The sequence below is a fragment of the Catellatospora vulcania genome, assembly GCF_009720385.1.
GTDB classification, from domain to species: Bacteria; Actinomycetota; Actinomycetes; order Mycobacteriales; family Micromonosporaceae; genus Catellatospora; species Catellatospora vulcania.
In genome coordinates, this window is the sequence record NZ_WARX01000001.1 from 555671 (window position 1) to 576915 (window position 21245).

The following is a 21245-nucleotide window of genomic DNA, read 5'->3' on the forward strand; positions in this document are numbered from 1 at the left end:
CCGGTCAACCGTCCCCACCGGAAGGCAGCACAGGCAATGAACGAGCTCAGCAACCCACCCGCACCGACGGGCCGCGCGCCGGCGCCCCGCCGCCGCACCGGGCTGGCCGCCGCGGCCGCCAGCTCGATGCTGGCCGGCGTGGCGCTGGTCGCGATCACCGCTTTCGGTTCCCCGAGCCCGGACCTGCAGCAGGTCGCGTCGATCTCCCCGTTCTCGATCGCCGGGCGCGGCGCGACCGTCGCGTTCAAGGAGTTCGAGGCCGAGGAGCAGCCGACCAACGGCACGGTCCTGGCCCACACCCGCTACTACGGCCAGCTGGCCTCGGAGGCGTCCGGCCGCCAAGCCGTCGTCCTCGACGCCGTCGGCGAGTACGTCGAGTTCACCCTCTCCGCGCCCGCCGACTCGATCAACTTCCGGTACAGCCTGCCGGACAACAGCGCGGGCACCGGCCGTGACGCCACCATCGACCTGCGGGTCAACGGGTCGCTGCTGAAGACCGTCCCGGTGACCTCCAAGTACGGCTGGTACTACGGCGGCTACCCGTTCAACAACAACCCGAACGACACCAACCCGCACCACTTCTACGACGAGCAGCGCAGCCTGCTCGGCAGCACGTACCCGGCCGGCACGAAGATCCGCCTGCAGGTGAACTCGACCGCGCAGTCGCCGACGTTCACCATCGACCTGGCCGACTTCGAGGTCGTCGGCGGGCCGAAGACCAAGCCCGCCAACGCGATCGACGTGGTGGCCGACTTCGGCGCGGACCCGAACGGCGGCACCGCCGACAACACGGCCAAGTTCCAGGCCGCGGTCGACGCGGGCAAGGCGCAGGGCCGGGTCGTCTGGATCCCCGCGGGCACCTACACCGTCTGGGACCACATCGTGGTCGACGGGGTGACCCTGCAGGGGGCCGGCATGTGGCACTCGGTGCTCACCGGCCGCCACCCCACCAACCGCAACCGGGCGGTCGGCGTCTACGGCAAGTACGTGTCGGGCGGCGGCTACGGCGGCGAGATCCGGTCGCACGAGGCGGGCGGCCCGAGCCGCAACGTCACCCTCAAGGACTTCGCCATCATCGGCGACATCCGCGAGCGCGAGGACAACGACCAGGTCAACGCCATGGGCGGGGCCATGACCAACTCGGTGGTCGACCACGTGTGGATGCAGCACACGAAGGTCGGCGCCTGGATGGACGGCCCGATGGACAACTTCACCATCAAGAACAGCGTGATCCTGGACCAGACCGCCGACGGCGTGAACTTCCACACCGGCGTCACCAACTCGACGGTCACCAACACGTTCGTCCGCAACACCGGTGACGACGGCCTGGCCATGTGGCCCGAGCGCATCCCGAACGTCAACAACACGTTCTCGTTCAACACGGTCGGCGTCACGGTCCTGGCGAACAACATCGTGTCGTACGGCGGCCGCGACATCAAGATCACGGACAACGTGGTCGCGGACACCATCACCAACGGCGGCGGCATCCACATCGGCAACCGCTACCCGGGCGTCAACTCGGGCCAGGGCACGGCTGTCGCGGGCACCTTCACCATCGCCCGCAACACCCTGATCCGCACCGGCAACTCCGACTACAACTGGAACTTCGGCGTCGGCGCGATCTGGTTCTCCGGCCTCAACGAGCCGATCAACGGCGCGACGATCAACATCACCGACACCGACATCCTGGACAGCTCGTACGCGGCGCTGCACTGGATCGAGGGCGGGGCCACCGGCATCCACTTCAAGAACGTACGCATCATCGGGGCCGGCACGTACGCGCTGCAGGTGCAGTCGCAGGCCCAGGTCACGTTCGAGAACGTCACCGCGACCGGCATCGCGCAGTCCAACCCGATCCACAACTGCGTCGGCCCGTCGTTCCAGATCACCCAGCTCGGCACCAACTCCGGCTGGTACGCCAACCCGCCGGCCTGCACCGGTGTCTGGCCGACCCCGGTCTGGACCAGCGGCTCCACCCCGCCGAGCAACAGCCCGCCGCCGCCCAGCTCGCCTCCGCCGCCCTCGGCGCAGCTGAGCCTGAGCACGTCGAACCTGGTGTTCGGCACGCAGAACGTGGGCACCACCAGCGCAGCGCAGACGGTCACGGTCAGCAACCCGGGTTCGATCACCGCAAACCTGAGCGGCGTCGCCGTCAGCGGTGACTTCGCCCGGACCACGAACTGCGGCACGACCCTGGCGCCCGGCGCGAGCTGCACCGCCTCGGTGACGTTCACGCCGACCGCGACCGGAACCCGCAACGGGCAGCTGTCCGTGGGCAGCAACGCGCAGGGCAACCCGCACGTGGTGAACCTGACCGGCTCGGGCTTCAACCCCAACGGCAACCTCGCCGCGGGCCGCCCGACCACCGAGACCAGCCACACCCAGTCGTACGGGTCGGGCAACGCGGTCGACGGCGACGTGAACACGTACTGGGAGAGCGTCAACAACGCCTTCCCGCAGTCGATCACGGTGGACCTCGGCGCGAACGCGAACGTCAACCAGGTCGTGCTGAAGCTGCCGCCGTCGTGGGGCACCCGGACGGAGACCCTGCAGGTGCTGGGCTCGACGGACGGCTCGAACTTCAGCAGCCTGGCGGGTTCGGCCGGCTACACCTTCAACCCGGCCACCGGCAACAGCGCGACGATCAACTTCACCGCCGCGTCGCGCCGCCACATCCGGGTGACGGTCACCGGCAACACCGGCTGGCCCGCGGCGCAGTTCAGCGAGTTCGAGGTCTACGGGGGCGGCACCCCGCCCGTGCAGACCCCGGCCATCGGCCTGTCCTCGTCGAGCCTGTCGTTCGCGAACCAGACCGTCGGCAGCACCAGCGGCGCGCAGGCGGTGACGGTGACCAACACCGGCACGGCGTCGGCGACGCTGGGCTCGGTGAACGTCAGCGGCGACTACGCCCGCACCACCACCTGCGGTTCCTCGCTGGCGGCGGGCGCGTCCTGCACCATCTCGGTGACGTTCACGCCGACCACGTCCGGGGCCCGCTCCGGCACGGTCAGCTTCACCAGCAACGCGCCGGGCAGCCCGCACACGATCAACCTGGCCGGCAACGGCGTCACCGCGAACACGAACCTGGCGCTCAACCGCCCGGTGACCGAGAGCGGCCACGCCGACGTGTACGGCGCGGGCAACGCGGTCGACGGCAACGCCAACTCGTACTGGGAGTCGCTGAACAACGCCTGGCCGCAGACCATCACGGTGGACCTCGGCGCGACGACCTCGGTCTCCCGCATCGTGCTCAAGCTGCCGCCCGCGGCGGCCTGGGCCACACGTACCCAGACCCTGTCGGTCCTGGGCAGCACCAACAACACGTCCTACACCACGGTCAAGGCCTCGGCGGGCTACGTGTTCAACCCGTCCTCGGCCAACACCGTCACCATCACGTTCCCGGCGACCAGCCAGCGCTACCTGCGCCTGAGTGTCACCGGGAACACGGGCTGGCCCGCGGGTCAGCTCTCGGAGTACGAGGTATACGCCTCGTAATCCACCCCGGCCCCGGTGGAGAGGGTGAGCGGCCCTCTCCACCGGTTGAGTGAAAGGAAGGGCACCTTCACAACGCTCCGCGTTGTAGAAGGTGCCCTTCTTAACACCGGCAGGAGGGTCGGCCCTGGCCGATGCGTGATCCGGTTTACCGGTTCGCCCGGCAACCGTCACGCGGCCGACCGGTTACAGTGACCGGCGTGACGCGCAGACTCGCCGAAGTGGCGAAGTACGTGGGGGTGAGCGAGGCGACCGTGAGCCGTGTGCTCAACGGCAAGCCCGGCATCTCCGAAGCGACCCGAACCGCCGTACTGACCGCCCTGGACGTGCTCGGCTACGAGCGGCCCACCAAGCTGCGCGGGGAACGGGCGCGCCTGGTCGGCCTGGTGCTGCCCGAACTCCAGAACCCGATCTTCCCGGCGTTCGCCGAGATCGTGGCGGGGGCGCTGGCGCAGCGGGGCTTCACCCCGGTGCTGTGCACCCGCACCGAGGAGGGCGTGGCCGAGTCGGCGTACGTCGACATCATGATGGAGCAGCAGGTCTCCGGCGTGATCTTCGCGGGCGGGCTGTACGCGCAGGCCGACGCCGAGCACGAGCACTACCACCGGCTGCGCCAGCGCGGCCTGCCCGTGGTGCTGGTCAACGCCGCCATAGACGGACTCGGCTTCCCGGTCGTGGCCGCCGACGACGCGGTCGCGGTGGACCAGGCGTACGGGCACCTGTCGTCGCTGGGCCACACGAAGATCGGCCTGCTGCTCGGGCCGGTCGACCACGTGCCGTCGGCGCGCAAGCTCGCCGCGTTCCGCAAGCGCACCGGGCAGAAGAACCCGCCGGTCGCCCGCACCATCTACTCGATGGAGGCGGCGCAGGCCGCGGCGGTACGTCTGATCAAGGAGGGCGTGACCGGGCTGGTCTGCGCCTCCGACGTGTTCGCGCTCGGGGCGGTGCGCGCGGTGCGCCGGATGGGGCTGCGCGTGCCGGAGGACATCTCCGTGGTCGGATACGACGACTCGCTCTTCATGGCCTGCACGGACCCGCCGCTGACCACGGTGCGCCAGCCCATCGGCGCGATGGGCACGGCCGCGGTGGCGATGCTGGTGTCGCAGGTGGACGGCGGCGAGGTCGCCCCGGACGAGTACCTGTTCGACCCCGAGCTGGTGGTACGCGGCTCGACCGCGGTGGTCGCCGCCTCCTCCTGACCCGCCCGCGCCGACTGTGGCCGTCGCGTCAGCACGACGTGACGGCCGCTGGTAGGTCGGCGGCGCTCAGCCGCGGCGCATCGGCACGTGCGGGATGCCGTCCTCGATGAACTCCGGGCCGCTCGCGGCGAAGCCGTACTTCGCGTAGAACTTCGCCAGGTGCGACTGCGCGTCCAGCACCGCGGGGCGGTCGCCGACCGCGGCCAGCGCCGCGGTTAGCAGCTGCCCGGCCAGGCCGTCGCCGCGCGCCTCGGGGGCGGTCACCACGCGGCCGATGCGGCACACCGGGCCGCCCGGCTCGGCGTCCTCGAGCATGCGCAGGTAGGCCACGGGCCTGCGGTCCACCTCGTACCACAGGTGCCGGGTGCCGGGCTCGCCGTCACGGCCGTCGAGCTCCGGGTAGGGGCACGACTGCTCCACGACGAAGACGTCCACGCGCAGCTTCAGTAGGGCGTAGAGGGTCGCGGCGTCCAGGTCCTGGAAGCTCGCCGTACGGAAGATCATTGGCTCTGCCGAGATCACCTCTGGATCGTAGTCGGTGAGACGGCTCACCCTCACTACCGCTCACGTCCCGCTGTGAGCGAGTATTTGAACTGACTGGTCGGTTCAAATACTTTGGAGGCGGCGTGGAGCGGGCACTGCTGCGGGCCGAGGGGCTCGGACTGCGTACCCGCCGGGGGTGGGTCTTCCGGGATCTCGACCTGGTGGTCCACCCGGGTGAGCTGGTCACGCTGACCGGGCCCGCCGGTGGCGGGCGGACCAGCGCGCTGCTCGCGCTCGGCGGCCGGTTCCGGACCACGCACGGGGCGCTGACCCGCGGGCGTACGGCGCTAGGCCTGGTCCCCGGTGTCAACGAGCCGGAGCCCGCGCTCACCGTCGCCGAGCACGTAGGGGAGCGGCTGCGCCTGATCGGCCAGGTCCGGCCCTGGCACCGGCGCAGCCGGCACGCGCTGCTCGCCGCCGAGTCCGACGCCCTGGTCCGCGACCTGTCCCCGCTCGACCGGCACCGCCTGATGATCAAGCTTGCCCTGCTGGAGGACCCCGACGTGCTGCTCGTCGACGACATCGACGTGGGCCTGACCCCCACCGAGACGCAGACCCTGCTCAGTGAACTCGATGCCACCGGTCGGGCCGTCGTCGCCGTGTGCCGAGACGCCGCCGCTGTCGCCGGTGCTCCCGTTCCGCGCTGCACGCCGGCCGGCACCACCGCTCCGCTCGCCGTCCCGCACGGCACCGGTGCCCCGCATGGCACCCTGACCAGCCCTTCCGCTCCGGGTGGGAAAGGAAGGGCACCTGCTACATCGCGGAGCGATGTGAAGGTGCCCTTCCTTTCGTCGGTGGGGGTGGGGCGGTGAGTCTGGGCAGGTTGGAGTTGCGGCGGTTCCGGCGGCATCGGATGACGCGGGCCGCGCTGGTGGTGCTGACCCTGGTGCCGCTGCTGTACGGGGCGCTGTACCTGTGGGCGTTCTGGGACCCCTACGGCAACATGAACCGGATCCCGGTGGCGCTGGTGCTGGAGGACCGGACCGCGAGCGACCCGGACGGCGGGCAGGTGCACGCCGGCCGGGACCTGGCCGAGGAGCTGGAGCAGCGGCAGGTCTTCGGGTGGCAGCGGGTCGACGCGGCGCAGGCGGCCGACGGGCTGCGCGACGGGACCTACCAGCTGATGCTGCGTATCCCGGCGGACTTCTCCGCGGCGCTGGTCACCGGGCCCGACCCTGCCGCGACGGCACGGGCCGGGCAGCTCACCGTCGTCAGCGACGACGGGGTCAACTACATCTCAGGGATGCTGGCGCGCAGCGCGTTCACCGAGATCCGGGCGGCCGCGGCCGAGTCGGCGGCGGCGAAGTACTTCGACGGCATGCTGATCGGCTTCAGCGACGTGAAGTCGGCGCTCGGCGAGGCCGCCGACGGCGCAGGCGAGCTGGCCGGTGGCGCGACGGACGCCCGGGACGGCGCGGACGCGCTGGCGCACGGCGCGGACAGCGCCCAGGCCGGGGCGGGCACCCTCGCCGACGGGCTGGCGCGGGCCGAATCCGGCTCCCGCGAACTGGCCGGCGGCCTGGCCACCCTGGAAGCCGGATCGGCACAACTCGCCGACGGCGCGGCGCGGGCCGCCGCGGGCGGGGCACGGCTCGCGTCCACGGTGGACGGCGTCGCCGACCGGGTCGAACCGGTGCTGCGCGAGCACGCCGACACCATCGAGCAGGGCGCCAGGACCGTCGCGGCGGCGGCCGAGGCGCTCGCGGCCCACCTGGACGCGCTGCCGCAGCTCGCCGACCAGGCCGTACGCCGCACCGCCGAGGTCGTCACGACGCTGGACGCGCTCGCCGAGGCGCACCCCGAACTCGCCGACGACCCGGCCTTCACCGCCGCCCGCCGGGCCGCCTCGGCCGCCGCCGACACCGCGCGGGACCTGGCACACCGGCTCGACAGCGCGGGACTGCCGCAGGTCAAGACGAAGCTGACCGAGGTCGCGGCAGCCGCCCGTGCGGTGGCGCAGGCGGCCCCACACCTGGCCGACGACGTAGCCGCGGCCCGGCGCAGCGTCGACGAGCTGGCCGCGGGCCTGGCCACCCTGTCGACGGGCGCGGACCGGCTGCACGGCGGTGTCGCCGAGGCGGCCACGGGCGCGAAGTCGCTGCACGGCGGCCTGTACCGGCTGTCCACCGGGGCACGGCAGCTCGACGGCGGGCTGGTCCGGCTCTCCGGCGGCGCGGGCGAGCTGGCGGACGGGCTGGCGCAGCTCGACGACGGAGCCCGCAAACTGGCCGACGGGCTGACCGACGGGGCGAAGCAGGTGCCCGGCTACGACGCGGACACCCGGGCGCAGCGGGCCGGGGTGCTGGCCGCCCCGGTGACCCTGGAACGCGACGTGTGGCACGCGGCGGCCGCGTACGGGGCCGGGTTCGCGCCGTACTTCCTGGCGCTGGCGCTGTGGGTGGGCGCGATGCTGACGTACATGCTGCTGCGGCCGCTGACCCGGCGGCACCTGATGACCGGCGCACCGGCCTGGCGGGTCGCGCTGGCCGGCTGGCGGCCCGCCGTCGCGGTCGGGTTCGCGCAGGCCACGGCGCTGTACGCGGTCCTGCTCCTGGCCCTGCACCTGGACCCGGCCCACCCCTGGGGCATGTACGGCTACCTGCTGGCCACCACGCTCGCCTTCACCGCGGTCCTGCAACTGCTCGGCGCGGCGCTCGGCTCGGCCGGCCGCCTGGTCGCCCTGATCCTGCTGATGCTCCAGCTCACCGGCTCGGGCGGCACCTATCCCGTGGTCACCAGCCCCGGCTTCTTCCAGGCGATCCACCCGTACCTGCCGATGACCTACGTCGTCGACGGCCTGCGGCGCCTCATCCTCGGCGGCTCCACGACCACCGTCGTCACCGGCGTGACCGTCCTGCTCGCCGTGACCGCCCTGGCCCTGACCCTGACCGCCCTCACCGCCGCCCGAGCCCGCCGCCTCACCCCCGACAAACTCCACCCCGCCCTCACCATGTGACCTCGCCCGCGAGGCGATGTGGCACGGTGGAGTCGCGCGCCCGCGGGCGGCTTGCAGTTTCGGGGAAAGTGCACAAAACGGTGCTCCATTACCCGCAGTTTCCCCGAAACTGCGGGCCGGGGGCCGGACGCGGGAGGCGGAGGTGGGGTTGAGGGAGCGAGGAGGGGGCGGGGTGGACGGGCGGAGTGCTCGGCGGGATGTGACCCGGCAGAAGTTGTTCGAGGCGACCATGGCGCTCATTGCGGAGCAGGGGTTCTCCGACACGACGGTGGATCAGATCGCCGAGCGGGCCGGGGTGGCCAAGGGGACCGTCTACTACAACTTCGCGTCCAAGAGCGTGCTGTTCGAGGAGCTGCTGCGGTACGGGGTGGGGCTGCTGACGGCCGACTTCGAGGCCGCGGTGGCGGGGCGGGCGCCGACCGCGGCCGTGGAAGCGCTGGTGCGCGCGGAGCTGGGCTTCATCCAGCGCTACCGGTCCTTCGCGCAGCTGCTGCTGTCGGAGATGTGGCGCACCCAGCGGGACTGGCAGCAGACGCTGCGCCTGCTGCGCGAGGAGGCGATCACCGTGATCGCGGTGACGCTGCAGGCGGGCGTGGACAGCGGGGAGTTCGCCGCCGACCTGGACGTGCGCCTGTCGGCGTCGGCGCTGTTCGGGGTGTGCCTGGTGGTGGCGCTGGACTGGCTGGTGTTCACCCCCGAGCAGCCGATCGGGCAGGTGGAGGCGGCGGTGCTGGCGATCGTGCGCAGCCGTGCCGCCGTCAACGTGCAGCCCTGATCAGCTGCATGCCCACGCCGGGCGGCCCGTCTCGGTGCGGCCGTATCCGCGCCGGCTGGCATACTCGCCGGTTATGAGGTTGTCGCGGGGCTGGTCGCTGTTCCTGATCGGGGTCGGCGTGTGGACCTGGCTGATCTGGCCGCGGTTCGCGCTGGCGATCTGGGACGACCCGCGGGCCTGGGCGAGCGGCGTGTCCGGCGACGGTTCGCCGACGAGCTTCCTCTGGGTGCACGTCCTGCTGATCGGGGCGTCGCTGGCCATCGGCACCACCGTCGGCGTGCTCGGCGTCCGGGGCGTGCTGGCCGGCCGGCGCGAGCGCTGATCAGCCGGGCAGGTGGCAGACCGCCTCGACGTTGTTGCCGTCGCGGTCGCGTACGAACGCCCCGAAGTAGTTCTCGTGGTATTCGGGCCACACCCGCGGCTCGTGCAGCACCTCGGCGCCCGTCCGCACGGCCGCCTCGAAGAACGCGGTGACCGCCGCACGGTCGGCGGCGACGAAGGCGATGTGCGCCTCGCGGGCGACGCCGTCCGTGGTGACCGGTCCGAGCCAGAACACCGGCCGGTCGACGCCGTAGCCGATGACGTCGCCGAACTCCAGGATGCGCCGCCCACCGAGCGGCTCCAGCACGGTGTCGTAGAAGTACGCGGCCGCCTCGACGTCGGCGACCTGGATCGACAGGTGATCGAGCATGCCCGTCACCCTATCGGCGGCGGCCGGCCCCGCCGCACGTCCGGCCCGGGGCGCGCCGCCGTCCCGCGCCGCCGGTCAGGAGGCAGGCCCCCGCCGTTCCAGGAATCCGGCGATCAGCGGGGCGATCTCGGGCAGGCACTCCTCTAGCGCGAAGTGCCCGGTCGCGAACAGGTGCAGCTCGGCGTCGGGCAGGTCGCGCAGGTAGGCCCGCGCGCCCGGGACGAGGAAGAACGCGTCGCCGGTGCCCCACAGGACCAAGGTCGGCGGCCGGTGCTCGCGTAGCCAGCGCTGCCACACCGGGTACAGCCCGAGGTTGGTGTGGTAGTCCAGCATCAGGTCGATCTGGGCGTCCTTGCGGCCGGGCAGGTCCAGGTAGTGCTGGTCGAGGGTCCAGCCGTCGGGGGCGATCCGCTCCGGGTCGCTCGTGCCGCCCTCGTACTGGCTGCGGGTCACCGGTAGCACCAGCAGCTCGGCGACCGCCTCCCGGGCTCCGGGCAGGCCGGGCCGGTGCCCGGTGAGGCCGCGGGCGAGGTCGGACAGGCCTTCGTCGTACGCGTTGGCGTTCTGCACGATCAGGCCCGCGATCCACTCCGGATGCCGGGTGGCCAGGCGCATCCCGACCGGTCCGCCGAAGTCGAAGGCGTACAGCGTGAACGGGGCCAGGCCGAGCCGCTCCACGAAGCCCTCGATCACGTCGGCCAGCCGCTCGAACGTGTACGTGAACCCCGGCGGTGCCTCGGTCTGCCCGGACCCGGGGTAGTCGGGCGCGACGACGTGGCAGCGCCCGCCGAGCGCGTCGATCAGGCGCCGGTACTGCGCCGACGAGCTGGGGAACCCGTGCAGGAGCAGCAGCGTGGGCGCGCCCGGGTCCCCGGCCTCGCGATAGAACACCCGCACCCCGCCGACATCGACGAACCGGTGCGCGACCTGGGGAATCTCCACACCATCCCGAACTGCCCGCCGTGCGCCCGGGACACGGTCGCGGTGGAAGGAAAGATCGCCGTTTCCGGTCAGCACCTGCGGGGAGACCCGAGGTGCTGACCGGAGACGGCGATCCTGGTAGCGAGCGGGGTCAGACGGTCGCGCGGCGGGCGGTGACGGCCTGGGCCAGGGTGGCCAGGGTCTGCTCGGTGGTCTCCCAGCTCATGCACGCGTCGGTGACGGACTGGCCGTAGGTCAGCGGCTGCCCGGAGTCGAGGTCCTGGCGGCCCGCGACGATGAAGCTCTCCAGCATCACGCCCGCGATGCCGGCCTGGCCGCCCGCGACCTGCGCCGCGATCTCGTCGGAGACGACAGCCTGGCGCTCGTGGCTCTTGCCGCTGTTGCCGTGGCTCGCGTCGATGACCAGGCGGTGCTTCATGCCGGCCTTCTCGGTCATGGCCAGCGTCGCGGCCACCGACTCGGGGCCGTAGTTCGGGCCGGTGCGGCCGCCGCGCAGGATCACGTGGCAGTCCTCGTTGCCGGTGGTGGTGACGATCGCCGCCCGGCCGTCGTGGTCCACCCCGAAGAAGACGTGGCTGTTGCGGCCCACCTCGCAGGCGTCGATCGCGCCCTGGACGCCCCCGTCGGTGGTGTTCTTGAAGCCGACCGGCATGGACAGGCCCGACGCGAGCTGGCGGTGCACCTGGCTCTCGATGGTCCGGGCCCCGATCGCCCCCCAGGTCACCGCGTCGGCGATGTACTGCGGGCTGGTCGGGTCGAGGAATTCGCAGCCCACCGGCACACCCAGGTCGAGGATGTCGAGCAGCAGGGTCCGCGCGGTACGCAGCCCGCGGTGCACGTCGTAGGTCCCGTCGAGCCCCGGGTCGTTGATGAGGCCCTTCCAGCCGATCGTGGTGCGCGGCTTCTCGAAGTAGACCCGCATCACCACGCACAGCTCGCGGGAGTGCTTCTTCGCGGCCTCGGCCAGGCGGCGGGCGTAGTCCATGGCCGCCTCGGTGTCGTGCACCGAACACGGGCCGACCACGACCAGCAGCCGGTCGTCGCGACCGGTGAGCACCTCCCGCACCTCCTGGCGGGACCGCTCCACCAGCGCGGCGCGATGATCGCCGAGCGGCAGCTCCGTGAGCAGTTCGCGCGGCGGCCGTAGCGGCTCGAAGGACAGGACGTGGACGTCGTTGGTCTGGGTCATCGGAAGGTCTCCCGCTCCGTGGGGGGACGGGCCCCGCACCTCGGAATGTCCCAGGCCAGCCCGTCCATGACATGGCAAAGGGCGAAGACGAGACGTCTTCGCCCTGCTGGCTCTGGGTGGAATCGCGGTCAGCGCATAGAACCGCCGGCTCCACCCAGAGCCAGCGTAAAGCGCCAATACATGCGAACCACGCGGGAAGCCTACCCCATGTGACCGCATCGATCCAGAGCGCTGTCCGCCGGAACCGGACAACGGGGCCGAGACCTCCGCTCCGGCCCGGTCGACTGAGCGCGGCTGTGGTGATGGACTCATGGCAGGCGTCACGTCGATACGTTTACTGTGGGCGCTCGGAACCGACACGACGAGGGAGGCGGCCCGGTGCCCGCAGCGCAAGACCTGCCCGCCGAACCGATGCACGCCACCCGCACGCTGTCGGACAACGTCTACCGGTGGCTGCGCGACCAGATCGTGCTCGGCAAGATCGGGCCCAACGAGCCGCTGGTCGAAGCCCTGATCGCGGAGAAGCTCCAGGTCAGCCGTACGCCCATCCGGGAGAGCCTGCAGCGGCTGGCCGCCGACGGGCTGATCGTGTCCCACCGCCGCCGCTGGATCGTGCGCCAGCACGGCCGCGACGAGATCGTGGCCATCTACGAGGTGCGCATGGCGCTGGAGTCGTTCGCGGCCCGCTTTGCCTGCGGGCGGGCGACCGATGTCGAGCTCGCGGCCATCGCGGCGCACTGCGACACCTGGTCGGCCGGCGGCCCGCCCGACGAGTTCGTGGTCTTCAACGACCGCTTCCACCACCTGATCGTCGAGGCCGCGCACAACCCCCGGCTGGCCCGCGTCATCGAGCAGAACCACCTGTACTACTTCAACGAGCAGATCGCCGGGCACTACCGCCCCGACGAGATCATCGCCTCCCAGGCCGAACACCAGGACCTGGTCGAGGCGCTGCGCAAGCGCGACGCGGACGGCGCGGCCGAGCTGTCCCGCCGGCACGCCGAGGAAGCCCTCGAACTGATCCTCGCCCGCCTGTTCTGACCCGCGTCCCGGGCGCGGATCCCGGCCCGGCGTTAGTCTGCGGGGGTGCCCTACACCGGAGACGTGAGCCGCGGCGCGGCCGCCGACGTACGCGAACTCGACGACCTCGTCATCAGCAAGGTGTCCGTCGGCCCCCACGACAACAACGCCTACCTGCTGCGCTGCCGGCACACCGGCGAGCAGTTGCTGATCGACGCCGCCAACGACGCGGACACCCTGCTGGCCCTGGCCGGTGACGCGGGCCTGGCCACCGTGGTGACCACGCACCGGCACGGCGACCACTGGCAGGCGCTCGCCGAGGTCGTTGCGGCCACCGGCGCGACACCGGTCGCGCACCCGGACGACGCCGACGAGCTGCCGGTCAAGGCGCAGACCGTCGCGGAAGGACAGACGGTCCGCGTCGGGCAGGCCGAGCTGGAGGTCATCCACCTGGTCGGGCACACTCCCGGTTCGATCGCGCTGCTCTTCCGTGACTCGCACGGGCATCCGCACCTGTTCACCGGTGACTCGCTGTTCCCGGGCGGGGTCGGCAACACCTGGGGCGATCCGCAGGCGTTCGCGTCGCTGCTGCACGACGTCGAGACGAAGCTCTTCGACCGGCTGCCCGACGAGACCTGGTTCTACCCCGGCCACGGCAAGGACAGCACGCTCGGCACGGAGCGGCCGGCGCTCCCGGCCTGGCGCGAACGCGGCTGGTGACCTCCGCGCCTCACCCGCTGAGCCCGTCGCGGCGGCGCTCCAGGAAGGCGCGCTCTGCCTCGTTGCCGGTGCCGGTGATCGCGGCCTGGTAGGCGGCGTCGGCGTCGGCGTCGCGGCCCAGCCGGTGCAGCAGGTCCGCGCGAACCGCGTGGTACACGTGATAGCCGTCCAGGTCCAACGTGTCCAGCACCGCCAGGGCCCGGCCAGGGCCGTCCACCTCGGCCACCGCGACCGCGCGGTTCAGCGCCACGATCGGGCTGGGCGTCAGTGCCAGCAGGCGGTCGTACAGGGCGAGCACGCGCGGCCAGTCGGTGGCCGCGGCGTCGGGTGCGGTGGCATGCACCGCGCTGATCGCCGCCTGGAGCTGGTACGGACCCAGCTGCCGCTGCCGCAGGCACCGGTGGACCAGGGCCAGCCCCTCGGCGATCAGCGTGTGGTCCCAACGGCTGCGATCCTGTTCGGGCAGTGGCACCAGCTGCCCGCTCGGCGTGGTGCGCGCCGCCCGGCGGGATTCGGTGAGCAGCATCAGGGCGAGCAGGCCCAGCGCCTCCGGCTCGTCGGGCATCAGCTCGGCGAGCAGCCGCCCGAGGCGGATCGCCTCCTGGCACAGGTCGGCCCGCACCAGCGCGTCCCCGGAACTGGCCGTGTACCCCTCGTTGAAGACGAGGTAGACGACGGCGAGCACGGACCGCAGGCGGGCGGGCAGGTCGGCGTCGCGGGGCACCCGGTACGGGATGCCCGCGCCCTTGATCTTGTTCTTGGCGCGGACCAGCCGCTGCGCCATGGTCGCCTCGGGCACCAGGAAGGCGTGCGCGATCTCGGCGGTGGTGAGGCCGCCGAGCAGCCGCAGGGTCAGCGCCACCTGGGCGGTGACCGCGAGCGCCGGGTGGCAGCAGGTGAAGATCAGGCGGAGCCGGTCGTCGGGCACGGGCCCCTCCTCGGTCGGGCGGTCCGCGGCGAACAGCAGCGCGGCCTGCGCGTGCCGGTCGTCGCGGGAGGCCTCGCGGCGCAGCCGGTCCACGGCCCGGTTGCGGGCCGTGGTGATGATCCAGCCGGCCGGGCTCGGCGGCACGCCGCCGTCCGGCCAGCGCCGCACCGCCTCGGCGAAGGCGTCCTGGACCGCCTCCTCGGCGAGGTCGATGTCACCGAACGCCCGCACCAGCACGGCCACCGCGCGGCCGTACTCCGCGCGGAAGACGCCGTCGACGCCGGCCGACTCGGGCCTCGGCAACTCAGGCCTCGGAGTGCAGGGGACGTACCTCGATGGGCAGGGTGACCGCGCGGGCCGCCTTGGCCGCCCACTCCAACGCCACGTCCAGGTCCGGCGCCTTGATGATCCAGAAGCCGCCGATGTGCTCCTTGCCCTCCAGGTAGGGGCCGTCGGTGAGCAGGATGTCGTCGCCCTTGGCGCGGACCACGGTGGCGGTCTCCGGCGGTTGCAGGCCGTCCTTGAAGACGACCACGCCGGCCGCGTCGAGTTCGGCGTTCAGCGCGTCGAGGGCCCGCAGCACGGGGTCCAGGACCTCGGGCGGCGGCGGCCCGCCGTCGGGCTGGTAGATGCTGAGCAGGTACTGCTTCATGGCGGTGCTCCTCGTCTCGGCGACCGGTGACGTCGCGGCCGCTCACCCTCTATACGAACAGGGTCCGCCCGGATCGACACCCACCGGCGCGGTGTGGCGCAGGTATCGATCGGCAGCCCTTCCCGAGGGTGCGGGTGCGGCGGTAACGTGAGCGCTCCCCGCCCCTCGGAGAGTGCCATGCCGGTCACCGAGCCCGTCGTCGCCGACAGGTTGCTGCTGGTCAGCGTGCTGACCGTCGGCGACTGCGTGATGGAGCTGTCCGAGACGGTGATGGTCCGGCCGGGCCAGCGCACCTGGGTGCAGGGCAGCGCCTACTTCGTGCAGTCGCCGAACGGGCAGACCCGCCGGGTGGAGGGCCGCGTCCACCCGTTCAGCCGCGGCTGAGCCGACGCGGGACCGTGGCCGGGGGCATCCCCGTGTTCCGGGAACGCCCCCAACGGTCATTCCTGGGCGAGCAGCATGGATAGACGCAGGCGGCGTACGGACAGCGCGGGCAGCACGGCGGCGAGCCCGGACAGGGCTGTCCCGGCCAGCGCCGCGGCTGCGGTGACCGCCACCGCCGACGCGGGCACGCCGGTCGCGAACCGGTCCACGAAGAACAGCCCGACACCCGCTCCCACCAGCGCTCCCGCCGCCCCGATGAGCACGCCCTCGTACGCGATCAGCCGGGTCAGCGCCCCGTCGCCCCAGCCCGTCGCCTGCAGGGTCGCCAGCTCGGCCGCGCGCTCCCGGACGTTGAGGTAGAGCACGTCGGCCAGGGCCAGCACGGCCAGCGCCAGCGTTGCCGCGACCGCGACCGTGTCCACGGCACGGACCCGCAGCGACACCGCGTCGCCGAGCAGCGTGCCGGTGACGTTGCCGTGGAACACCCAGGTCAGGGTCAGCAGCGTGGTGAACGCGCCGACCCCGAGCGCGACCGCGGCGGCGGCCAGCAGCGTGCGGCCCGGCCGGCGCCGGGTGTTGCGCAGCGCGGCCGACAGCACGGTGTGCCCGGTCCGCGAGCGCCGCGCCCGGCGGACCGGGGAGACCAGCGGGGCCAGCGCGGTGCCCGGGTGCGCGCGGGCGGCCTGGATCGCCGGGATGACCGCGGACACCACGGCCAGCAGCAGTGCCAGCGGCACCGCCACCAGCGCCTGCGATGTTCCGGCGGGCACGTCCACGACCCGGCTCAGCGGCACCGCGAGCCCGGCGGAGACCAGCCCGGCGGCCAGCCCGACGACCGCCACCTCGCCGGTGACCAGGGCTGCCAGCCGATGGCGGGGCCAGCCGACGCAGGCCAGCACGGCGAGTTCCCGCCTGCGGTCGCGTACCGCCGCCGTGGTGGCGTTGGCCAGGAACAGCACGCAGACGACCAGGATCAGGCCGAACAGCAGCACGCTCTTGCGGTCGACCGCTTCCATGATCGCTACGGCGACGCCCTTGCGGCTCCACCACTCGGTCAGCCGCAGCTCGGGCCGGCCCAGCGGGCCGGCGGCCAGCTCCACGGTCTGCGGCTGCAGCGAGGAGCCGACGGTGATGTCGACGTCGAGGCCGGTCGTGGCGCTTGGGCGGTGTGCGAGATGAGGGTGGAGCCCAGTGTCGCGATCGGAGCCGCCACGTCGACGCCCTGCACCGCCTGGATCGCGCGGTACTGCGCCGTGGTGATGCCGCCGTGGGTGCCGGACAGCTGGTTGGGCGCGACGGTGCCGTGCGCGTCCTCGACCGCGGTGCGGGAGCCCTTCGGGCGGACCAGGATGTCGTACGCCCCGCGGAAGTTCGCGTCGACCTCGCCGGTGACCTGCAGCCGGGAGGTGTTGACGGTGCCCGTCAGCACGGTGAAGCCGGTGGTGGCCAGCAGGATCGCGCCGAACAGTGCGCTGCTGCGCCACAGCCGGCGGCGCAGCTGCGACCAGATCATGGCGATCACAGGCGGGGACCGCCCAGCCGGCTCAGCGTCTGTTCGGGCTGCTCGCCGCCGGCCAGCGACACGTCCTGCACGACCTCGCCGTCGCGCAGCCGGATGAGCCGGTCGCAGGCGGCGGCGACGTGCTGCTCGTGGGTGGCGACCAGCACCGTCATGGCGTGCTCGGCGCGCAGCGCGGCCAGCAGGTCCAGGATCTCGGTGCCGGTGCGCGAGTCGAGGTTGCCGGTGGGCTCGTCGGCCAGCAGCAGGCTGGGCGCGCCGATCAGCGCGCGGGCGATGGCGACGCGCTGCTGCTGCCCGCCGGACAGCTGCGAGGGCAGCGAGTTCTCGCGGCCCGCCAGGCCCACGGCGGCGAGCAGCTCCCGGCCGCGGGCCGCCTTGTCGAACTTCACCCGGTACGGCACCACGGGTGCGATGACGTTGTCGAGTGCGGTGAGCGCGGGCAGCAGGTGGTAGCGCTGGAAGACGAAGCCGACGCGGCGGCGGTACGCGGTGAGCCGGCGGCGCTTCATGGAGGTGATCTCCATGTCGTCGACGGTGACGGTGCCCGTGTCGGGGGCCTCGATCGCGCCGATGAGGTGCAGCAGGGTGGACTTGCCGGACCCGCTGGGGCCGGTGATCGCGGTCATGGTGCCGGGAGCGAACTCCAGCGACACCCCGGCCACAGCGGGTATCCGCACGTCGCCGCCTCGGTAGTGCTTGGCCAGTTCGGCTACGCGCACCGTGGCGCCGGCCCCCGTCGTGCTATCGGTCATGGCGATCACTGTCGGTGCTACATTGTCACAATGCAAGGCCCGTTCGGGCGGTTGTGACACAGCTGTGATGTCGAGAGGGGAGGGTGGTGTGCCATGCCGATCCAGCATGCGGTGCTGGCCCTGCTGCGCGAGGGGCCGAGCCACGGGTACGAGCTGAAGAGCGCGTTCGAGTCCGCCGTCGGACCGCAGTGGGGCGCGCTCAACATCGGGCACCTATACCAGGTGCTGGACCGGCTCTCCCGGGACGGATTCGTCGACTCCAGCCGGCTGGCGCAGGAGGTCAAACCCGACCGCGTGGTGTACCGGATGACCGACGCCGGGCAGCGCGAACTCGGCGAGTGGATGACCTCGCCCAGCCCGCGCACCTCCGGCTTCCGCGACGACCTGTTCCTCAAGGTGGTGGCCGCGACCCGCACCGGCGACCGCGACACAGTGTCCGAAGTGCTCGCCACGCAGCGCGCCCACCTGCTGCGCGAGCTGCGCAACCTGGAGACGCTGCGCCGCGACCCCGCCCGCGAGACGGTGGTGCGCCTGCTGCTGGCCGCCGCCGCCCGGCATGTCACCGCCGACCTGACCTTCCTGGAGGATGTCGAGGCCGAGCTGCTCTCCTGAACCTCACTCCCGCGCCAGCAGCATCGCCAGGGGCAGTCGGCGCACCGACAGCGCGGGCAGCACCGCCGCCGCCCCGGCCAGCGCCAGACCGCCCAGGGCGGCCACGGCGCACACCGCGTACGCCGTGGGTGGGATGCCGCCGGCGAGCCGGTCGAGGAACAGCACTCCGGCGGCGGTCCCCAGGACCGCGCCGACGGCCCCGATCGCCAGGCCCTCGTAGGCGACCAGGCGGATCAGCGGGCCGTCGCCCCAGCCCGCGGCGCGCAGCGCGGCCAGCTCGGCGGCGCGTTCGCGGACGTTGAGGTAGAGCACGTCGGCCAGGACGAGAGCGGCCAGCGCGAGCGTCACGGCCACCGCGACCGTGTCCACGGCACGGACCCGCAGCGACACCGCGTCGCCGAGCAGCGTGCCGGTGACCGCGCCGTGGAACGCCCAGGTGAGGGTCAGCAGCGCGGTGAACGCGCTCACGCCGAGGGCGACCGCGGTGGTGGCCAGGATCGTGCGGCCCGGTCTGCGCCGGGCGTTGCGCAACGCGGTGGTGAGCACGGTGCGGCTGGGCCGCGCACCCCGCCGCCGCCGCACGGTCGAGGCCTGCGGGGCCAGCGCCGCGCCGGGGTGGGCGCCGGCCGCCCGGATCGCCGGCACGAGCCCGGCGAGCAGTGCGAGCAGCAGCGCCAGCGGCGCGGCGGGCAGGCTCTGCGCCAGGGTGATCCGGACTCCGGCGGCCGCGCCGAGCGGCACGCTCAACCCGGCGGCGGCAAGGCCGGCGGCCAGGCCCACGAGGCCCACTTCGCCGGTGACCAAGGCGGCCAGCCGGTGCCGGGGCCAGCCGACGCAGGCGAGCACCGCCAGCTCGCGACGGCGGCCGTGCACCGCGGCGGTGGTGGCGTTGGCCAGGAACAGCAGGCAGACCACCAGGATGAGGCCGAACAGCAGCGCACTCTTGCGGTCTACCGCCTCGATGATGGCGACGGCCACGCCCTTGCGCGACCACAGCTCCGCCAGCCGCAGCTCAGGGCGGCCGAGTTTGCCCGCGGGCAGCACGACCGTCTGCGGCTCCAGGGAGGAGCCGACGGTGATGTCGACGTCGAGACCGGTCGCCGCGCCGATCTCCTCCGCGGTGCGGCGGATGCGCTCGCGGGTGACCTCGTCGAGGGTGTGCACGTCGGAGACCCGTACCCGCACTGCGGAGATCGACTTTTCGGCCGCGTCCCGGCCGAGGATGCCCGGCAGCGCGGCGAGCGAGGTGAGCAGCAGCGGAGGGGAGACCAGATAACCCTGCGGAGCGCCGGACGGCCGCAGCGGGCGGTCGCGCAGCAGTTCCCGGCTCGCGGCGTCCGCACCCGCGGCCTCCGGCGCCTGGTACGTCTCCAGCGGCACCCGCCCCAGCGCGGAGTTGCCGTGCAGGCGGCCGGGATCGAAGACGCCCACCGGGTCGGCCGCGATGGTCGCCTCCTGGCGCATCACCGAGTTCAGCGACCGGAACGTGGTGTCGTTCAGGAACACCGGGAACCTGCCGCCCGACACCTGGTAGAAGCCGGTCCACCGGGTCGGGTCGGGCGCGCCCGCGACCGGGTTCAGCGAGCCGTCCGGTCCGGTCCGGTACTCGGGCAGCCCGCCCTGCAGGAGCATGTTGAAGGCCACGAGGGCCTCCCCGTGGAACCGGGACACGTCGCCGCGCAGCGCCACCGCATCGAGCAACCGCTCGCCCCGTGCGGTCACCGTGCTCGCGGCCAGCCGGGTCCGCAGCACGTCGCCACGGGTGCCGGGCAGGCCGGCCACCGTCGCGTCGGGCACCGTCGAGAAGGCGAGCCGCAGGCTCTCGTCCACGTAGGACTGATCGGCCACCAGCACCGGCACGTTCTTGCCCACCTCGGCGGGCCGGGCGGCGTCCGTGCCGGTCAGGTAGCGCCCGGAGACGAGCGCTTCGTCGAGGCCGACGAGCCGTGCCTCCGCCGCCGGGTCGACGGCGGCGGCGCCGAGCACGGTCCACCAGACGACGGGCACGACCAGCCACTGCTGCGGGCCGACAGTGGTGCCGAGCGGCTCGAATCGGCCGTCGGGCAGCAGCCGCACGATGGCGAACCCGGGCGCGCCCTCGCCGGCGTCGCCGTCGCCCGGCTGGGCCACGGAGGTGGTGCAGATGGGCTGCTTCGTGCCGTCTTCCTGCACCTCCAGCGGTGCGAGCGGGCAGCGGGGATCGTCGGGGCGGCTGGAGCCGTCCGGGTAGCGCAGGGTGCCCCCGTCCTGCTGCATGTTCTGCGGCGTGAGCAGCGGACGGGTGGTGACGTACACGTAGCTGGGGGCCTTGCGGTAGGACGAGAGCCCGCGGTCGGCCAGGAAGGCCGAGTCGAGCCGGATCAGCTGCCGGGACTTCGCCCGGTCCACCAGGTCCGTGAGGTCGACGGGGACGTGGCGGAGCACCGCGACGGAGCCGAGGTTCGCGATCGGCGCGGCCACCTCGATCCCGCGGATCGCCTGGATCGCCCGGTACTGCGCCTGGGTGATGCCGCCGAAGGTGCCCGACAGGTGGTTCGGGCCGACCAGGCCGCGCTGCTGCTCGATCGCGGTGCGGGCGCCCTTCGGGCGGACCAGGATGTCGTATGCCCCGCGCAGGTTGGCGTCGACGTCCCCGACGATCTGCAGGCGGGCCGTGTTGACGGTGCCGGTCAGCACGGTGAACCCGGTGGTGGCCAGCAGAACGGCGGTGAACAGGGCGCCCGTGCGCCAGGCGCGGTGGCGCAGTTGCGACCAGATCATGGCAAGCACCCGACCACTGTCAACCCTTGCATTGTCACAATGCAAGGCGATCCGGCACTCGTGACGCAGCTGTGATGTCCGCTGTGGATCGTGGCAGCATGGAGGCCG

At 72.7% G+C, this 21245-nt stretch carries 20 protein-coding genes; 10 read left to right on the forward strand and 10 right to left on the reverse strand.

Annotated features, from left to right (window positions below):
• Positions 1 to 36: 36 nt before the first annotated feature.
• Both F6W97_RS21715 and F6W97_RS21720 read left to right on the forward strand, forming a co-directional pair.
• Positions 37 to 3495 (forward strand): galactose-binding domain-containing protein, encoded by a 3459-nt coding sequence (locus F6W97_RS21715; protein WP_230686863.1) that lies wholly within the window; start codon positions 37 to 39, stop codon positions 3493 to 3495.
• Positions 3496 to 3692: 197 nt separating this feature from the next.
• Positions 3693 to 4691: a LacI family DNA-binding transcriptional regulator gene (locus F6W97_RS21720; protein ID WP_120321764.1), complete on the forward strand. Its 999-nt coding sequence runs from the start codon at positions 3693 to 3695 to the stop codon at positions 4689 to 4691.
• A 66-nt stretch (positions 4692 to 4757) separates the two neighbouring features.
• Here the strand turns inward: F6W97_RS21720 and F6W97_RS21725 are convergent, their stop codons facing one another.
• The gene (locus F6W97_RS21725) at positions 4758 to 5195 is read right to left on the reverse strand and encodes a GNAT family N-acetyltransferase (protein ID WP_155373035.1); all 438 of its coding nucleotides are present in this window, start codon (positions 5193 to 5195) and stop codon (positions 4758 to 4760) included.
• Positions 5196 to 5317: 122 nt separating this feature from the next.
• On the opposite strand from F6W97_RS21725, the gene F6W97_RS21730 reads away from it, so the two are divergent.
• The 4 genes from F6W97_RS21730 to F6W97_RS21745 all read left to right on the forward strand — a co-directional run bounded on the left by F6W97_RS21730 (position 5318) and on the right by F6W97_RS21745 (position 9287).
• The gene (locus tag F6W97_RS21730) at positions 5318 to 6046 is read left to right on the forward strand and encodes an ATP-binding cassette domain-containing protein (RefSeq protein ID WP_196279259.1); all 729 of its coding nucleotides are present in this window, start codon (positions 5318 to 5320) and stop codon (positions 6044 to 6046) included.
• Positions 6043 to 8190 carry a YhgE/Pip domain-containing protein gene (locus tag F6W97_RS21735; RefSeq protein ID WP_230686864.1) on the forward strand — a complete coding sequence of 716 codons (2148 nt, stop codon included), beginning with the start codon at positions 6043 to 6045 and terminating at the stop codon, positions 8188 to 8190. The genes F6W97_RS21730 and F6W97_RS21735 overlap by 4 nt, the downstream gene beginning before the upstream one ends.
• A gap of 229 nt (positions 8191 to 8419) precedes the next feature.
• Complete coding sequence (locus tag F6W97_RS21740) at positions 8420 to 8965, forward strand: TetR/AcrR family transcriptional regulator (RefSeq protein ID WP_155372261.1); 546 nt, start codon at positions 8420 to 8422, stop codon at positions 8963 to 8965.
• 73 nt (positions 8966 to 9038) lie between these two features.
• Positions 9039 to 9287, forward strand: coding sequence for an SCO4848 family membrane protein (locus tag F6W97_RS21745; RefSeq protein WP_155372262.1), 249 nt, complete (start codon positions 9039 to 9041; stop codon positions 9285 to 9287).
• Here the strand turns inward: F6W97_RS21745 and F6W97_RS21750 are convergent, their stop codons facing one another.
• The 3 genes from F6W97_RS21750 to F6W97_RS21760 form a co-directional block, all read right to left on the reverse strand.
• A complete protein-coding gene (locus F6W97_RS21750; protein ID WP_155372263.1) occupies positions 9288 to 9656 on the reverse strand; it encodes a VOC family protein in 369 nt (122 codons plus the stop codon). It lies immediately after the preceding gene.
• 75 nt (positions 9657 to 9731) lie between these two features.
• Entirely contained in the window at positions 9732 to 10598 is an 867-nt protein-coding gene (locus F6W97_RS21755; RefSeq protein ID WP_155372264.1) for an alpha/beta fold hydrolase, read from the reverse strand.
• Positions 10599 to 10728: 130 nt separating this feature from the next.
• Entirely contained in the window at positions 10729 to 11787 is a 1059-nt protein-coding gene (locus F6W97_RS21760) for a 3-deoxy-7-phosphoheptulonate synthase (protein WP_155372265.1), read from the reverse strand.
• Positions 11788 to 12165: 378 nt separating this feature from the next.
• On the opposite strand from F6W97_RS21760, the gene F6W97_RS21765 reads away from it, so the two are divergent.
• Complete coding sequence (locus F6W97_RS21765; RefSeq protein ID WP_155372266.1) at positions 12166 to 12828, forward strand: GntR family transcriptional regulator; 663 nt, start codon at positions 12166 to 12168, stop codon at positions 12826 to 12828.
• Positions 12829 to 12873: 45 nt separating this feature from the next.
• A complete protein-coding gene (locus tag F6W97_RS21770; protein ID WP_155372267.1) occupies positions 12874 to 13527 on the forward strand; it encodes an MBL fold metallo-hydrolase in 654 nt (217 codons plus the stop codon).
• Between the two features lie 10 nt (positions 13528 to 13537).
• Here the strand turns inward: F6W97_RS21770 and F6W97_RS21775 are convergent, their stop codons facing one another.
• Positions 13538 to 14758, reverse strand: a complete 1221-nt coding sequence (locus F6W97_RS21775; RefSeq protein ID WP_155372268.1) for an RNA polymerase sigma factor — start codon at positions 14756 to 14758, stop codon at positions 13538 to 13540.
• Position 14759: 1 nt separating this feature from the next.
• On the reverse strand, positions 14760 to 15107 hold the full coding sequence (locus F6W97_RS21780; protein WP_155372269.1) for a YciI family protein: 348 nt from the start codon (positions 15105 to 15107) through the stop codon (positions 14760 to 14762).
• Between the two features lie 177 nt (positions 15108 to 15284).
• Between F6W97_RS21780 and F6W97_RS21785 the strand changes: the two genes are divergently transcribed.
• Positions 15285 to 15491 (forward strand): hypothetical protein, encoded by a 207-nt coding sequence (locus F6W97_RS21785; protein WP_155372270.1) that lies wholly within the window; start codon positions 15285 to 15287, stop codon positions 15489 to 15491.
• 56 nt (positions 15492 to 15547) lie between these two features.
• On the opposite strand, the gene F6W97_RS21790 is transcribed toward F6W97_RS21785, so the two are convergent.
• From F6W97_RS21790 to F6W97_RS21800, 3 genes are read right to left on the reverse strand one after another with little or no spacing between them, the layout of a single operon-like run.
• On the reverse strand, positions 15548 to 16591 hold the full coding sequence (locus F6W97_RS21790) for an FtsX-like permease family protein (protein ID WP_155372271.1): 1044 nt from the start codon (positions 16589 to 16591) through the stop codon (positions 15548 to 15550).
• A complete protein-coding gene (locus tag F6W97_RS21795; protein ID WP_155372272.1) occupies positions 16546 to 17013 on the reverse strand; it encodes a hypothetical protein in 468 nt (155 codons plus the stop codon). The genes F6W97_RS21790 and F6W97_RS21795 overlap by 46 nt, the downstream gene beginning before the upstream one ends.
• Positions 17010 to 17765 (reverse strand): ABC transporter ATP-binding protein, encoded by a 756-nt coding sequence (locus F6W97_RS21800; RefSeq protein WP_155372273.1) that lies wholly within the window; start codon positions 17763 to 17765, stop codon positions 17010 to 17012. Before F6W97_RS21800 ends, F6W97_RS21795 begins: the two co-directional genes overlap by 4 nt.
• A 93-nt stretch (positions 17766 to 17858) precedes the next feature.
• On the opposite strand from F6W97_RS21800, the gene F6W97_RS21805 reads away from it, so the two are divergent.
• Entirely contained in the window at positions 17859 to 18377 is a 519-nt protein-coding gene (locus F6W97_RS21805; RefSeq protein WP_155372274.1) for a PadR family transcriptional regulator, read from the forward strand.
• 3 nt (positions 18378 to 18380) lie between these two features.
• Here the strand turns inward: F6W97_RS21805 and F6W97_RS21810 are convergent, their stop codons facing one another.
• Complete coding sequence (locus F6W97_RS21810; RefSeq protein WP_196279260.1) at positions 18381 to 21137, reverse strand: FtsX-like permease family protein; 2757 nt, start codon at positions 21135 to 21137, stop codon at positions 18381 to 18383.
• Between the last annotated feature and the right edge of the window lie 108 nt (positions 21138 to 21245).

What these genes read in the sequence shown, in the direction of transcription:
- F6W97_RS21760 (WP_155372265.1), bottom strand. Translation starts at nt 11,787, where the DNA reads ATGACCCAGACCAACGACGTCCACGTCCTGTCCTTCGAGCCGCTACGG.
- F6W97_RS21725 (WP_155373035.1), bottom strand. Translation starts at nt 5,195, where the DNA reads ATGATCTTCCGTACGGCGAGCTTCCAGGACCTGGACGCCGCGACCCTC.
- F6W97_RS21810 (WP_196279260.1), bottom strand. Translation starts at nt 21,137, where the DNA reads ATGATCTGGTCGCAACTGCGCCACCGCGCCTGGCGCACGGGCGCCCTG.
- F6W97_RS21745 (WP_155372262.1), top strand. Translation starts at nt 9,039, where the DNA reads ATGAGGTTGTCGCGGGGCTGGTCGCTGTTCCTGATCGGGGTCGGCGTG.
- F6W97_RS21785 (WP_155372270.1), top strand. Translation starts at nt 15,285, where the DNA reads ATGCCGGTCACCGAGCCCGTCGTCGCCGACAGGTTGCTGCTGGTCAGC.
- F6W97_RS21805 (WP_155372274.1), top strand. Translation starts at nt 17,859, where the DNA reads ATGCCGATCCAGCATGCGGTGCTGGCCCTGCTGCGCGAGGGGCCGAGC.
- F6W97_RS21800 (WP_155372273.1), bottom strand. Translation starts at nt 17,765, where the DNA reads ATGACCGATAGCACGACGGGGGCCGGCGCCACGGTGCGCGTAGCCGAA.
- F6W97_RS21740 (WP_155372261.1), top strand. Translation starts at nt 8,420, where the DNA reads ATGGCGCTCATTGCGGAGCAGGGGTTCTCCGACACGACGGTGGATCAG.
- F6W97_RS21715 (WP_230686863.1), top strand. Translation starts at nt 37, where the DNA reads ATGAACGAGCTCAGCAACCCACCCGCACCGACGGGCCGCGCGCCGGCG.
- F6W97_RS21750 (WP_155372263.1), bottom strand. Translation starts at nt 9,656, where the DNA reads ATGCTCGATCACCTGTCGATCCAGGTCGCCGACGTCGAGGCGGCCGCG.
- F6W97_RS21780 (WP_155372269.1), bottom strand. Translation starts at nt 15,107, where the DNA reads ATGAAGCAGTACCTGCTCAGCATCTACCAGCCCGACGGCGGGCCGCCG.